The following is a 14,712-nucleotide window of genomic DNA, read 5'->3' as shown; positions in this document are numbered from 1 at the left end:
TATAGCATTCATTTGTCATTCATTCTGTCATAGCTCTGGGCTTACATGTTCCTCATCATGCTTAGTTCTCGTCCTTATACTATAATATATATAGTACAAGCACTTCACTAGCTTAGTGTGCGTACCCGCTAGGAGCCGCCTAGCTGCACTACGCCCCTTAGTTACACTTCGTTTCATACGGGATCATAGATTTGTATGAAGTATCATATAGCAGTCTATCGCTCTTAACATAGCTTTCCTATACTGCACTGGTCGCTCCTTACGCTATCGGTACGCTGGGGACAAGCCCACTTTGTACGCTCTTTTTTTATAGCCTTGTCGGCTATAAGTTTTAATATTTGCCATACGTCGCCTATCGGCTAGCATGTCAAATATTAAAAAAATCATCTTAATGGATGATGAACGCTTAAGGCTTTTTGTAGATTTTTTACAGCATATACTTTGTATCTTTCTGTACTACTGGCGTAGCAATGTCCTAACTTCTGTTGAACTTCCAACAAAGGACTATGCTCTAACCAATGTACTATGATGCTGCTTCGCCAATGTTCTAGATTCTTTAATTTGGGTAGGCGTTTTTGCAGCTTCTTCTTTAATTTCAAAAAGCTATTTTGTAAACTCTTAGAGCTTCCTCCTGTAATAAAAAGTTGATTGGTTTTGTATTGCAAAAGCTCTGGACGAGTTGTTTTTATATAATCTTGTAGCTCGATGACTTGCAAAGCTGTTAATTCTAGGCTTCTGCTCTTGCTTCTATTGCTCTTTGGAACGTAGATTCGAGCTTTTTCTAAGTCTATATCTTGCAGTTTTAACGCTTTGATTTCTCCAACTCGTAAGGCTTGATGATGGATAAGACTTAACATCAGAACATTTCGTTTTTGATAGGCTGTTTCCCTTGGCAAGTCCTTTAAGAGTTTTGATAAATCTTCTATTGCTATGGGTTCAGATAATGGACTTCGTCCTTCTGTTTTTACTCGCAAGCCTTTGATGGGATTGTTCTTGTTTGGCAAAAGATGCTTATAAATTTTCTCAATTATCATTAGCTTTCTATTGATGCTCTTGGCTTTTAAGCTTCGCTTTTGCAATGATTCTACATAATTTAAGATTAAAGGATAAGTCACATTTTGTATTGAACAATTCTTTTGATAAAGATAAGATTCAAAGTCCTTCCACTCTCTATAATAAGAACTTGCCGTCTTCATTTTATGCCGTGTTTCCAAGTACTCTTTTATCATAATTCTTTAGTTTTGTAATGAACATATATTTGTGTGGAGTCTAGCGTTTTATGCCCTAAAAATTGTCCTATTTGCTCACTTGACATACCTGATTGAGCTAGATGTGAAGCAATGCTATGTCTTAATGTGTGTAGTCCTGTTTTGGGCATTTCTGCCTCTTCTAGTAGCTTGGTAAAGCTTAGATAAATGACTTGTCTTGTTATCGCTGTTCCTCGATTGCTTAATAAAAAACTACTGCATTTTTCTTGCTTCAAAAACAAAGGTCTTATTAAGCTTTGATAATCTTTAAAGTCCTCGATTAGCTTGGCTGTTAAGGGAACTAATCTACTCGTTTTTGTCTTTGATTTTCTTACTTGAAGCAAAGCTTTGTCGTACCATAAATCACTAAGTTCTAAGTTTACAGCTTCGCTTTTTCTTAGTCCACAGCCATAACACAAGCCCAAGATTACTTTATTTCTATATCCAAAAGCTCCAGAGTCACAAGCTTCGTACAACTGCTTTATTTGCTCTTGACTAAAGACTTTTATTTCCTTTTCTTCTCGCTTTAAGCGTTCTATTTTGTAGTAAAAGTCTAGTTGATTGAGCTTTCCTAAATACTTTTGCAACAAGCAAAGGGCATGAGCTGTTTTGTTAATGTGTGCTGTGCTCAAAGCTCCTGCCTTGCGTTGATTCTTTCTATTTTTGTAATAGCTCATAAAGCTTTCAAAATCACTTCCTTGCCAAGCAGCTAAGTCTTTCTTTTTCCCTTCTTGATAGTGCAAAAATTCTCGTATGCGTAAGGGCAGATTGTAACAAGTACTTTCACTATAATTTTGTACTTCTAACCAACTTTTAAAAGACTTTTCCAACTGCTCATACTGCTTTGTTTTTAACTCTAATTTTTTCATCCCTATCTTGCACTTTTGGCTATCTACATTATCCACTCTTGTAACTCATTGATTTTCTTCTCTTTGAGTGGATAATTCTATCAATTATCTACCTATTATCTAGTATTATCTACTCTTTATTTGCTCTAAAACAGTATCTAATACACTATCAATATGACTTTTCAACTCTTGATAATCATTTTGCTTAACTAATTCATATTCAAAGCCTCTGTAACGGCTACCACCTAAGATTTTTAGTTGATTATAGCGTAATAATTGCTGTACATAATATTTCATATTTGCAGGGTTTATACGCAAAGCTTCTCTTACTTCTTTCATTCTAAAGCTTTCAACTTTATTCTTTTCCAACCATCTTTTTAGTCGCTCCAAGAACTGACGAACTCCCCAACTTAATTCATCACTTTTTGATAAGAGTACATCTTTCATCAACTTGTTTGCCCATTCAATATCTTCTATCGTTGTTTCAATATATCTTGTGCCTGATTGGCTTGTCTTGATGGTGCGTTGATGTTGATGGTAAAAGGTGATAACTTCTATAAATTTCAAGTAGTGTGCATTCGTTCTTAATGGCTTAAAAACTTGATTCGGTAATACTAATTTTTCAGCATAAGGATTCACTACTTTTATCGGTTGGAGCATCATTTGAACATCTTTAAAAAGCTCTTTGATTCCTCTTTGTTCTAACTCATTTACTCGTCCTGCAGATGCTTTGCGTTGTTGTTTCATTACAGCTTCTTTATGAGCTTTGCTCTCATTTCTATAAAGCAATAAACAACGGTTTGCATTGTCTTCGTAAACTTTTTCTTTTGTGGTGCTTCCTGCAAAGCAGATTGGACCTTTCACAAAAACAGATACCGTTCTGGGTTTCCCTTTTACGTCTTTTAGAACGACATCTTTTTTCAAGTAACCTTTACTTTTTAGCTCTCTTACTGCATATTGAGCATCTTCGCTCATGCCGTCCATATCTTCAACTACAAACAAGCTATGTTCTAATGAGCCTTTGGGATAATAGTACAAAGCGTTATCGGATAAACTTGTGATGTTGATTACTTCATGCTCTGGGATTAGCTCTGCTATGGATTCTTGTAGATGCGTTTTTAAACTTCCACTACTGCCCAAGCTAATGACATGCAAAGGCTTTTCTAATTTCCTAGAGCTAAAGCACAAGTACATTATCATCGCACTTATTCGCTCTCCAACTATCCCGATTTTGCCCAAGTCCTCCCAGGTTCTTTCCATCAACTTTTCATCTTCTAAAAACGCCAGGGCTTTTTGTTTCTGCTCTTTGCTTAAACTTCGTTTACTAAGCTGATTTTCTAAAGCTGCATCTTGCTCTTGACTACGAACTTCTTCTAGGGATTCTATCAGATTGGCAAAGACTAAACGAAGCTCTTGCATAGGTAGCTCGAACTCTTCGGCTACTCGTTTTATTAAGCTTTTGACCTGTCCGCTATGGTATAAATTTAAGTTTTGGCGAAGCTTGTCTAAAGCATTTCTTTTGGGGATTCTTGTTAGCCTTAATGTACAAGCCATCTTATCCATTTGCTCTATATTTATGCCACCTAGAACTTCAATGTTTAGCTTTTGAGTTTTATAGATGTAATAATTTGCATTGATAATTTTTAGTGCTGTGTTGGAGCTTGGTTTTAGTTCTTGGGCTTCGCTCAATAATTCTAAAAATAATCCTTCGCTTAGATGATTTGCCCAAAGCTCATTCACGTCCATATCTTTAGCAAGATGAGCTATTTTGATACTAAGATTTGGATTTCCGCAGCTTCGTGCGGAATGTCCCAACTGGTCTATTAAAAATTTTGCTAGTTTTTCACTCGCTTGGCTGCCTGCTTCGTCTCCATCGAGCATGATAATTATCTCTTCTAAGTTCTTTAGATTTGAGATTGCTGCTCGATGTTCTTCGGTCAGTCCATTTGTGCCGTACAAGGCTAAAACGCTGTAACTTTCTACTATAGAAGCGATTTGTAATAGACTTGCTGCATCTATGATGCTTTCTGTTAGGATTAGTTTTTTAGTCGTTGCTTTTGGATAAGATGGATATAAGCCTTGTCGGTTTTTTATATAAAAGTGTCCGCTTTGATTAATGCTTCTACCATAAAAGCTTACGACTTCATTTTTTGCATTTCGCAGGGCAAAGATTAAACATTCTTTTGCCCAGACCTTATGCCCCTTGTTGCTCATGGATGGCAATAAATAACCCATGTTTTGAGCTGCTTTAATTTCATCCTCTGTCCGCTCTTTTTTATTATGCCATCTGCCTTGATTATAGCCAAGCTCTAAATTTTCTATCCCTCTGCTTTGAGCGTAGCTCTTGGCTTTCTTTGACTTTGTAAAACAATTCGTAAACTCTTGCCACAGCTGAGGGATTAGATTCATTTTCTTTTGATTTGGGTTTTGGTAATTTAATAAGGATTTGCATTTCATAATCGCTTGATGTCTCGTGCAACTCTCATGCTTCATGATAAATTCAATTACATCTAAGCTTTTCCCATGCGTGGAGCAATTCCCACTAAAGCAATAAACTGTGTTCGTCTCTTCATAGACTTTCATACTTGGATTTTTGTCCTCATGAAAAGGGCAGTTGATATGCTTATTTCTGTTTATTGCATAGCCGTAATGTGCTAATACATCTTGGATGCTTAGACTTTCTTTGATTTGTTCGATGGTCATTAATCTTTGTAGGGTTTGCAAATTCCCTTAGACGTCTAAAAAAAATTTTCTTTTGAAAAAATAAAACTATTAGACACAAATATATCTTTTTATTCTAAAACACACAAGAACTATATATTTTATTTATTTCTTATAATTCTGTATTTTTACAAAAAACCATGATTTTAATTACAAAAACTATCCTTTAGTTATGGAAATAGGTAAAATAATAATGAACTTGCGTAAAGATAAAGGTTGGTCTCAATCTGAACTTGCAAAAAAAACAGACGTTTCTCAAGTAATGATTGGCAAGTATGAACGTGGCGATGCGATTCCATCTTTTGACGTAGCAAAAAAAATTGCAGATGCTTTAGAGGTTAGTCTTGAAGTTCTGGGAGGTAATGACGAAGAAGATTTTAACCAAGAAGTTGTGCAAAAAATGAAAGAGATTCAAACTCTTGACAAGGATACTCAATCTATTCTTTTCAATATAATTAATACATATTTAAGAGATGCTAAAGCTCGTCAAGCTTACAGTTAATTTTCTGACCTCAATTATTATTGTATGCGTGGCTGCTTTGCAGCGATGGCAGCGTACAATGATAATTGAGGTTTATTTTTATGGAGCATAGCGTAATAAAAATATTGCCCCATGCAGCGACAAGCGTAATGTATAAGAGAGGACAAAACGCCCTTGTGGCTGGCGTTCCCGATAGCGTATGGAGTGTAAGGTGCTATATAGGAAAGTAGCGTTTAGCTACGATAGATAGCTACATAAAAAGCCCCCTCAGAACTATTCTGAAGGGGCTTTTCTATGCAAGTATTTACAATAATTTTATTTTCAAATGAAAACAAAAATACGCAGCCTGACAGCTCCTACAAGGTACACACACTAGGGCGGTGTAGTGCTTGTAACATAGGCTGTGCCGAGGCTATAAGCATGAGAACCGCCGTGACGACAAACATGCCAATCCTAGAAGCGTGACAGAATATAGCGACTAGCGTAATGGTAGTTTTTTATAACTACTGGCGTGATTCTAGTCTGTTGGCTTCTGAGGAGGAACACCTTTGCTTAAAAAAATATTAAAATCGTCAACTGTTGCATCAATAATACCCTTAAGTTCAGGATTATTGATTAATGTTAATTCATTCGTTACCTTTAATTTCTCTAGAGTGCCATGAATTCTTGCCAAGTCACCCAAACCAGTTATTGCATTCTTAGCAATCCAAAAATTATGATGATGAATAAATCTTAATATTTGATCCTGTTTCCATTTCCAATTCTCATTTAAATCTATAATACTAATCAATCCTTCTATAATTTGATTATCATCTTTTGAAGATAATAAAGAAACTATCTCACTTTTAGACCTTTTAGTGAAATTTTCATATTTCATATTATAATATTTTACCTTTTCTATTAGCTACTTTATTTTTAATCAATGTGTTCTTCATATCTTGACTCAATTCTTTCCATGTTCTTACATGTCCGTGGAAATTACCTTTAGTATGTTCATCAAATACATTAAACTCACCAGTCTCCTTGTCTACTCCTACTCTTCTTGTTGTATTACCAGGTAATTCATATGAATTTTCTAAAGATTTTTGGGGATTAGTTGGTGCTTTCCCTCTATTTCCTTTTTGCTCATTACCATGTTTTTTGTTATGTTCAAAATTCAAACCCTCCCCAGGTTTCTTAGCATTAGGTGCTCTTTTTCTTTTTTTCTTGCTAAATAAGCCCTTAATCCATCCCCAAAATGTACCACTTTCTCGCAAAGCTTTTTCAGTTACAACATCATTGATAAAACCATCTGACTTAGCAGCATCAGTGATAGCTTTTCCTTCTAATCTTAGTTGCTTTTTAGATTTTTTACCTGGCCCTATGTCTGCCCCTGTTGCTAACTCAATTGCAGCCATAACTATTTCTGTATTAGAGGCAGTAGGATCTATAAATATCGTATGCACATTGTCTACTATGCCTTCTAATTCTTCTGTCAAAAATTCCTTTACGTTAAATTTCTTGCCCCTTTTCTTCGCTTTAGCAGCTTTTCTAGCTGCTTTTGCAATAGTAATTAAAGCTTTTATAGGACTATGACCATCAAGGTCTATATTCGTTACAGGACTATTAGCTGCAAAATTATAAGGGCTAGCCCAAGGAAATTTCCTAAACTTAGGATCTCTAGAAATAAAGCGACCTATTCTATTCTCATATAGTCTCCCTCCAAAATCTTGTATTTTCCACTCTGAGTCAAATTCTTTTCCATTAAATGTGAATCGACTTTTATCCCCATTGAGCGAGCGCCCAGGTTGGTTCCATCCGAAGGGGTAATAATTCCTTCAACTTTTTCAAACAGCTTTTTTCTCATCCTCTTCCACTTTTTAAAGATACTTCTTTTTTCAACAGAAGACTTAATTTTCTATTGAAAAAAAAGTTATACAAACGTTATTTCATAACGGGGGAGATTGGTATTCTTCGTCAGGAGTTGCCTTCCAGAGCTTCGCCAGTATAATAATATAGCATTCATTTGTCATTCATTCTGTCATAGCTCTGGGCTTACATGTTCCTCATCATGCTTAGTTCTCGTCCTTATACTATAATATATATAGTACAAGCACTTCACTAGCTTAGTGTGCGTACCCGCTAGGAGCCGCCTAGCTGCACTACGCCCCTTAGTTACACTTCGTTTCATACGGGATCATAGATTTGTATGAAGTATCATATAGCAGTCTATCGCTCTTAACATAGCTTTCCTATACTGCACTGGTCGCTCCTTACGCTATCGGTACGCTGGGGACAAGCCCACTTTGTACGCTCTTTTTTTATAGCCTTGTCGGCTATAAGTTTTAATATTTGCCATACGTCGCCTATCGGCTAGCATGTCAAATATTAAAAAAATCATCTTAATGGATGATGAACGCTTAAGGCTTTTTGTAGATTTTTTACAGCATATACTTTGTATCTTTCTGTACTACTGGCGTAGCAATGTCCTAACTTCTGTTGAACTTCCAACAAAGGACTATGCTCTAACCAATGTACTATGATGCTGCTTCGCCAATGTTCTAGATTCTTTAATTTGGGTAGGCGTTTTTGCAGCTTCTTCTTTAATTTCAAAAAGCTATTTTGTAAACTCTTAGAGCTTCCTCCTGTAATAAAAAGTTGATTGGTTTTGTATTGCAAAAGCTCTGGACGAGTTGTTTTTATATAATCTTGTAGCTCGATGACTTGCAAAGCTGTTAATTCTAGGCTTCTGCTCTTGCTTCTATTGCTCTTTGGAACGTAGATTCGAGCTTTTTCTAAGTCTATATCTTGCAGTTTTAACGCTTTGATTTCTCCAACTCGTAAGGCTTGATGATGGATAAGACTTAACATCAGAACATTTCGTTTTTGATAGGCTGTTTCCCTTGGCAAGTCCTTTAAGAGTTTTGATAAATCTTCTATTGCTATGGGTTCAGATAATGGACTTCGTCCTTCTGTTTTTACTCGCAAGCCTTTGATGGGATTGTTCTTGTTTGGCAAAAGATGCTTATAAATTTTCTCAATTATCATTAGCTTTCTATTGATGCTCTTGGCTTTTAAGCTTCGCTTTTGCAATGATTCTACATAATTTAAGATTAAAGGATAAGTCACATTTTGTATTGAACAATTCTTTTGATAAAGATAAGATTCAAAGTCCTTCCACTCTCTATAATAAGAACTTGCCGTCTTCATTTTATGCCGTGTTTCCAAGTACTCTTTTATCATAATTCTTTAGTTTTGTAATGAACATATATTTGTGTGGAGTCTAGCGTTTTATGCCCTAAAAATTGTCCTATTTGCTCACTTGACATACCTGATTGAGCTAGATGTGAAGCAATGCTATGTCTTAATGTGTGTAGTCCTGTTTTGGGCATTTCTGCCTCTTCTAGTAGCTTGGTAAAGCTTAGATAAATGACTTGTCTTGTTATCGCTGTTCCTCGATTGCTTAATAAAAAACTACTGCATTTTTCTTGCTTCAAAAACAAAGGTCTTATTAAGCTTTGATAATCTTTAAAGTCCTCGATTAGCTTGGCTGTTAAGGGAACTAATCTACTCGTTTTTGTCTTTGATTTTCTTACTTGAAGCAAAGCTTTGTCGTACCATAAATCACTAAGTTCTAAGTTTACAGCTTCGCTTTTTCTTAGTCCACAGCCATAACACAAGCCCAAGATTACTTTATTTCTATATCCAAAAGCTCCAGAGTCACAAGCTTCGTACAACTGCTTTATTTGCTCTTGACTAAAGACTTTTATTTCCTTTTCTTCTCGCTTTAAGCGTTCTATTTTGTAGTAAAAGTCTAGTTGATTGAGCTTTCCTAAATACTTTTGCAACAAGCAAAGGGCATGAGCTGTTTTGTTAATGTGTGCTGTGCTCAAAGCTCCTGCCTTGCGTTGATTCTTTCTATTTTTGTAATAGCTCATAAAGCTTTCAAAATCACTTCCTTGCCAAGCAGCTAAGTCTTTCTTTTTCCCTTCTTGATAGTGCAAAAATTCTCGTATGCGTAAGGGCAGATTGTAACAAGTACTTTCACTATAATTTTGTACTTCTAACCAACTTTTAAAAGACTTTTCCAACTGCTCATACTGCTTTGTTTTTAACTCTAATTTTTTCATCCCTATCTTGCACTTTTGGCTATCTACATTATCCACTCTTGTAACTCATTGATTTTCTTCTCTTTGAGTGGATAATTCTATCAATTATCTACCTATTATCTAGTATTATCTACTCTTTATTTGCTCTAAAACAGTATCTAATACACTATCAATATGACTTTTCAACTCTTGATAATCATTTTGCTTAACTAATTCATATTCAAAGCCTCTGTAACGGCTACCACCTAAGATTTTTAGTTGATTATAGCGTAATAATTGCTGTACATAATATTTCATATTTGCAGGGTTTATACGCAAAGCTTCTCTTACTTCTTTCATTCTAAAGCTTTCAACTTTATTCTTTTCCAACCATCTTTTTAGTCGCTCCAAGAACTGACGAACTCCCCAACTTAATTCATCACTTTTTGATAAGAGTACATCTTTCATCAACTTGTTTGCCCATTCAATATCTTCTATCGTTGTTTCAATATATCTTGTGCCTGATTGGCTTGTCTTGATGGTGCGTTGATGTTGATGGTAAAAGGTGATAACTTCTATAAATTTCAAGTAGTGTGCATTCGTTCTTAATGGCTTAAAAACTTGATTCGGTAATACTAATTTTTCAGCATAAGGATTCACTACTTTTATCGGTTGGAGCATCATTTGAACATCTTTAAAAAGCTCTTTGATTCCTCTTTGTTCTAACTCATTTACTCGTCCTGCAGATGCTTTGCGTTGTTGTTTCATTACAGCTTCTTTATGAGCTTTGCTCTCATTTCTATAAAGCAATAAACAACGGTTTGCATTGTCTTCGTAAACTTTTTCTTTTGTGGTGCTTCCTGCAAAGCAGATTGGACCTTTCACAAAAACAGATACCGTTCTGGGTTTCCCTTTTACGTCTTTTAGAACGACATCTTTTTTCAAGTAACCTTTACTTTTTAGCTCTCTTACTGCATATTGAGCATCTTCGCTCATGCCGTCCATATCTTCAACTACAAACAAGCTATGTTCTAATGAGCCTTTGGGATAATAGTACAAAGCGTTATCGGATAAACTTGTGATGTTGATTACTTCATGCTCTGGGATTAGCTCTGCTATGGATTCTTGTAGATGCGTTTTTAAACTTCCACTACTGCCCAAGCTAATGACATGCAAAGGCTTTTCTAATTTCCTAGAGCTAAAGCACAAGTACATTATCATCGCACTTATTCGCTCTCCAACTATCCCGATTTTGCCCAAGTCCTCCCAGGTTCTTTCCATCAACTTTTCATCTTCTAAAAACGCCAGGGCTTTTTGTTTCTGCTCTTTGCTTAAACTTCGTTTACTAAGCTGATTTTCTAAAGCTGCATCTTGCTCTTGACTACGAACTTCTTCTAGGGATTCTATCAGATTGGCAAAGACTAAACGAAGCTCTTGCATAGGTAGCTCGAACTCTTCGGCTACTCGTTTTATTAAGCTTTTGACCTGTCCGCTATGGTATAAATTTAAGTTTTGGCGAAGCTTGTCTAAAGCATTTCTTTTGGGGATTCTTGTTAGCCTTAATGTACAAGCCATCTTATCCATTTGCTCTATATTTATGCCACCTAGAACTTCAATGTTTAGCTTTTGAGTTTTATAGATGTAATAATTTGCATTGATAATTTTTAGTGCTGTGTTGGAGCTTGGTTTTAGTTCTTGGGCTTCGCTCAATAATTCTAAAAATAATCCTTCGCTTAGATGATTTGCCCAAAGCTCATTCACGTCCATATCTTTAGCAAGATGAGCTATTTTGATACTAAGATTTGGATTTCCGCAGCTTCGTGCGGAATGTCCCAACTGGTCTATTAAAAATTTTGCTAGTTTTTCACTCGCTTGGCTGCCTGCTTCGTCTCCATCGAGCATGATAATTATCTCTTCTAAGTTCTTTAGATTTGAGATTGCTGCTCGATGTTCTTCGGTCAGTCCATTTGTGCCGTACAAGGCTAAAACGCTGTAACTTTCTACTATAGAAGCGATTTGTAATAGACTTGCTGCATCTATGATGCTTTCTGTTAGGATTAGTTTTTTAGTCGTTGCTTTTGGATAAGATGGATATAAGCCTTGTCGGTTTTTTATATAAAAGTGTCCGCTTTGATTAATGCTTCTACCATAAAAGCTTACGACTTCATTTTTTGCATTTCGCAGGGCAAAGATTAAACATTCTTTTGCCCAGACCTTATGCCCCTTGTTGCTCATGGATGGCAATAAATAACCCATGTTTTGAGCTGCTTTAATTTCATCCTCTGTCCGCTCTTTTTTATTATGCCATCTGCCTTGATTATAGCCAAGCTCTAAATTTTCTATCCCTCTGCTTTGAGCGTAGCTCTTGGCTTTCTTTGACTTTGTAAAACAATTCGTAAACTCTTGCCACAGCTGAGGGATTAGATTCATTTTCTTTTGATTTGGGTTTTGGTAATTTAATAAGGATTTGCATTTCATAATCGCTTGATGTCTCGTGCAACTCTCATGCTTCATGATAAATTCAATTACATCTAAGCTTTTCCCATGCGTGGAGCAATTCCCACTAAAGCAATAAACTGTGTTCGTCTCTTCATAGACTTTCATACTTGGATTTTTGTCCTCATGAAAAGGGCAGTTGATATGCTTATTTCTGTTTATTGCATAGCCGTAATGTGCTAATACATCTTGGATGCTTAGACTTTCTTTGATTTGTTCGATGGTCATTAATCTTTGTAGGGTTTGCAAATTCCCTTAGACGTCTAAAAAAAATTTTCTTTTGAAAAAATAAAACTATTAGACACAAATATATCTTTTTATTCTAAAACACACAAGAACTATATATTTTATTTATTTCTTATAATTCTGTATTTTTACAAAAAACCATGATTTTAATTACAAAAACTATCCTTTAGTTATGGAAATAGGTAAAATAATAATGAACTTGCGTAAAGATAAAGGTTGGTCTCAATCTGAACTTGCAAAAAAAACAGACGTTTCTCAAGTAATGATTGGCAAGTATGAACGTGGCGATGCGATTCCATCTTTTGACGTAGCAAAAAAAATTGCAGATGCTTTAGAGGTTAGTCTTGAAGTTCTGGGAGGTAATGACGAAGAAGATTTTAACCAAGAAGTTGTGCAAAAAATGAAAGAGATTCAAACTCTTGACAAGGATACTCAATCTATTCTTTTCAATATAATTAATACATATTTAAGAGATGCTAAAGCTCGTCAAGCTTACAGTTAATTTTCTGACCTCAATTATTATTGTATGCGTGGCTGCTTTGCAGCGATGGCAGCGTACAATGATAATTGAGGTTTATTTTTATGGAGCATAGCGTAATAAAAATATTGCCCCATGCAGCGACAAGCGTAATGTATAAGAGAGGACAAAACGCCCTTGTGGCTGGCGTTCCCGATAGCGTATGGAGCGACTAGTAAAGACTAGGAAAGTCCTACAAAGTAGAGCGATAGGCTGATACATGAACGCCCCTTCAGAAAAAATCTGAAGGGGCATTTTATGCAAGTAGATACCTTATATTTCATTTGAAAATAAAAACTAAATCTACGCAGCTAGGCGGCTCCACGAAGGGACGCATACTAGGGCGGTGTAGTGCTTATAACATGAACGAACGTACCCAAAGGGCATATAGCCAGTGGCTATATGGTGGAGTGAACCTGACAAGGATGCTACGCCGAGGCTATAAGCATGAGAACCCGCCATGACACCGAATAGTGAAGCCTAGGACTGTGACAGAAAGAACGGCTAGTGACTGGTAGCTTTTTCAGCTACTGGCGCAATACTAGATCACTACTCTCTTGGTGGAATACCTTAGCCCCTTTTGCTACAAACTTGGACTAGCTTGGGGGTAATTCCATTGTTTGTGTTCCTATTATTTTTGTAACTCCGTTCTTTTTATTTCTTCGTGAATGTTTTATTATTAGAATTTGATTATCCTTAATACTTATCTTATAAAATTCTTTTTCATCACATTGCCCAATCATTAGCCGATAGTCTGAATAATTGGTTAAAAAATACTTTGTAACTCCTCCTCCTACAGCACCATAACTTTTAGAGTATCTTTCAACAAATAAGCTATCTGATAACTTTATATTGCTTAATTGTTTATATCCTGTAATATCTTCTGAGTTGCATGCAATAAAAGAAAACAACATAGCGAATAAAATCGTCATCCAGTTATACTTCATATCTATTCTTTTTTTATAACCCCAAGAGGATTAGTAGAACTCAATTTTAATTTTTCTTTAAGAAATAACGCATCTGACATACCTTGTGTATTCCAATAATGATCATCTACCTCATCCATAAAAGCAGGAGGTTCTCCTAGGTAGAAATTCCAATTTTGAGTATACTGGTCAATCATTTGCATAATTTCTCCTGCTTTCAAATCTTTGTACTGCTCAATTAACCCTGCTCCTATTGTTTGTATTGAAGTAGGAATACCTGTCATAGAACCTGTAAATCCTGCATGATAATTACCAAAATCTGATGCATCCTCGAACGTTAATTTTGGAGTAACAAACTGCGTTTTCTTGCCTGTTCCACTCCAATCGTTTTCATCATATGCCCAAGCAACACCCCATATAGTCGAACAGTTAGCCTTTAAATCCCAAATACCATCACCTTTAACGTTTGTAATCCATTGTTCGGTAGAGAAATTTTCTGACAAAGCTATATTGGCACTTTCTACTAATTTATTTTGATATATACCATATTTACCTAAATCAAGTGAACCACCTAATTGTCCTATGTAATTCCCATCACCTCCTGGATTAAGTCCCCCATTTCTTTGTAAATCAATATCAGCCCTTGTTGTACCGTTTTCGTGAACATACACACCATTATCACCATCATCATATTCGTGTATAACATTTCCCAATTTATCAATATGCGTAGATTCTGTATTCCCTCCAACAGGATCAACTCCAAGTATAGGATTATCATCCATAGAGTTGTAAGGCGAAAGATGTGCATGCGTAACAGGGTCAACCGACCACCAACGTCCTATCCTTGTATCTAAAGCTCTAAAGTGAGTGGTATAATTTCCGTTAGAGATTTCCTTATCTTTCTCCATCCCATTAAATCCAAAACGATAATTGCCCGAGTTGTACTTTCTCCCAGGCATTTCCCAACCAAAGGGATAATATTGCTGATAACTGAGCACATTGGCTTTAATGTCATTGGTTAGTAGTGTACCCGCTTTTCTATCACTCACTTGCGTCGTCACATTCCCCAAGTGGTCTGTGAGATCGTACGCCTCTACATACTATTTTTTCAACCTTTTACAAATCCTTGTGATCTGCTGTATAACTTCTTTAAATATAGGACT

At 35.9% G+C, this 14,712-nt stretch carries 12 protein-coding genes and 1 pseudogene; 2 read left to right on the top strand and 11 right to left on the bottom strand.

The window, feature by feature from the left end; genetic code table 11:
* Positions 1-383: 383 nt before the first annotated feature.
* From CG11_RS18940 to CG11_RS29765, 3 genes are all read right to left on the bottom strand, one after another.
* Positions 384-1,229 (bottom strand): tyrosine-type recombinase/integrase, encoded by an 846-nt coding sequence (locus CG11_RS18940; RefSeq protein WP_052598406.1) that lies wholly within the window; start codon positions 1,227-1,229, stop codon positions 384-386.
* On the bottom strand, positions 1,226-2,116 hold the full coding sequence (locus CG11_RS18935; protein WP_052598405.1) for a tyrosine-type recombinase/integrase: 891 nt from the start codon (positions 2,114-2,116) through the stop codon (positions 1,226-1,228). Before CG11_RS18935 ends, CG11_RS18940 begins: the two co-directional genes overlap by 4 nt.
* 105 nt (positions 2,117-2,221) lie before the next feature.
* Positions 2,222-4,798, bottom strand: coding sequence for a CHC2 zinc finger domain-containing protein (locus tag CG11_RS29765; RefSeq protein WP_052598404.1), 2,577 nt, complete (start codon positions 4,796-4,798; stop codon positions 2,222-2,224).
* 190 nt (positions 4,799-4,988) lie between these two features.
* Between CG11_RS29765 and CG11_RS18925 the strand changes: the two genes are divergently transcribed.
* Positions 4,989-5,318 (top strand): helix-turn-helix domain-containing protein, encoded by a 330-nt coding sequence (locus tag CG11_RS18925; RefSeq protein WP_052598403.1) that lies wholly within the window; start codon positions 4,989-4,991, stop codon positions 5,316-5,318.
* Between the two features lie 496 nt (positions 5,319-5,814).
* Here the strand turns inward: CG11_RS18925 and CG11_RS18920 are convergent, their stop codons facing one another.
* The 6 genes and pseudogenes from CG11_RS18920 to CG11_RS29755 all read right to left on the bottom strand — a co-directional run bounded on the left by CG11_RS18920 (position 5,815) and on the right by CG11_RS29755 (position 12,088).
* Positions 5,815-6,174 carry a hypothetical protein gene (locus tag CG11_RS18920; RefSeq protein WP_052598408.1) on the bottom strand — a complete coding sequence of 120 codons (360 nt, stop codon included), beginning with the start codon at positions 6,172-6,174 and terminating at the stop codon, positions 5,815-5,817.
* Between the two features lies 1 nt (position 6,175).
* A complete protein-coding gene (locus CG11_RS30835) occupies positions 6,176-6,775 on the bottom strand; it encodes a hypothetical protein (protein WP_052598407.1) in 600 nt (199 codons plus the stop codon).
* A gap of 153 nt (positions 6,776-6,928) precedes the next feature.
* Positions 6,929-7,048 (bottom strand): annotated as a pseudogene (locus tag CG11_RS31065) (hypothetical protein); the annotation flags it as partial.
* A gap of 625 nt (positions 7,049-7,673) precedes the next feature.
* Positions 7,674-8,519, bottom strand: a complete 846-nt coding sequence (locus CG11_RS18910; RefSeq protein WP_052598406.1) for a tyrosine-type recombinase/integrase — start codon at positions 8,517-8,519, stop codon at positions 7,674-7,676.
* Entirely contained in the window at positions 8,516-9,406 is an 891-nt protein-coding gene (locus tag CG11_RS18905) for a tyrosine-type recombinase/integrase (RefSeq protein WP_052598405.1), read from the bottom strand. Before CG11_RS18905 ends, CG11_RS18910 begins: the two co-directional genes overlap by 4 nt.
* 105 nt (positions 9,407-9,511) lie before the next feature.
* The gene (locus CG11_RS29755) at positions 9,512-12,088 is read right to left on the bottom strand and encodes a CHC2 zinc finger domain-containing protein (RefSeq protein ID WP_052598404.1); all 2,577 of its coding nucleotides are present in this window, start codon (positions 12,086-12,088) and stop codon (positions 9,512-9,514) included.
* A 190-nt stretch (positions 12,089-12,278) separates the two neighbouring features.
* On the opposite strand from CG11_RS29755, the gene CG11_RS18895 reads away from it, so the two are divergent.
* Positions 12,279-12,608, top strand: a complete 330-nt coding sequence (locus CG11_RS18895; protein ID WP_052598403.1) for a helix-turn-helix domain-containing protein — start codon at positions 12,279-12,281, stop codon at positions 12,606-12,608.
* A gap of 611 nt (positions 12,609-13,219) precedes the next feature.
* Here CG11_RS18895 and CG11_RS18890 read toward each other — a convergent pair.
* Entirely contained in the window at positions 13,220-13,570 is a 351-nt protein-coding gene (locus CG11_RS18890; RefSeq protein ID WP_052598402.1) for a hypothetical protein, read from the bottom strand.
* A 2-nt stretch (positions 13,571-13,572) separates the two neighbouring features.
* Positions 13,573-14,610: an RHS repeat-associated core domain-containing protein gene (locus CG11_RS18885; RefSeq protein WP_197043886.1), complete on the bottom strand. Its 1,038-nt coding sequence runs from the start codon at positions 14,608-14,610 to the stop codon at positions 13,573-13,575.
* Between the last annotated feature and the right edge of the window lie 102 nt (positions 14,611-14,712).

The sequence above is a fragment of the Aureispira sp. CCB-QB1 genome (genome assembly GCF_000724545.1).
In the GTDB taxonomy this organism is placed as follows: domain Bacteria; phylum Bacteroidota; class Bacteroidia; order Chitinophagales; family Saprospiraceae; genus Aureispira.
The sequence above is the reverse complement of the archived record's forward strand: the minus strand, read 5'-3'. Positions and strand labels throughout refer to the sequence as shown.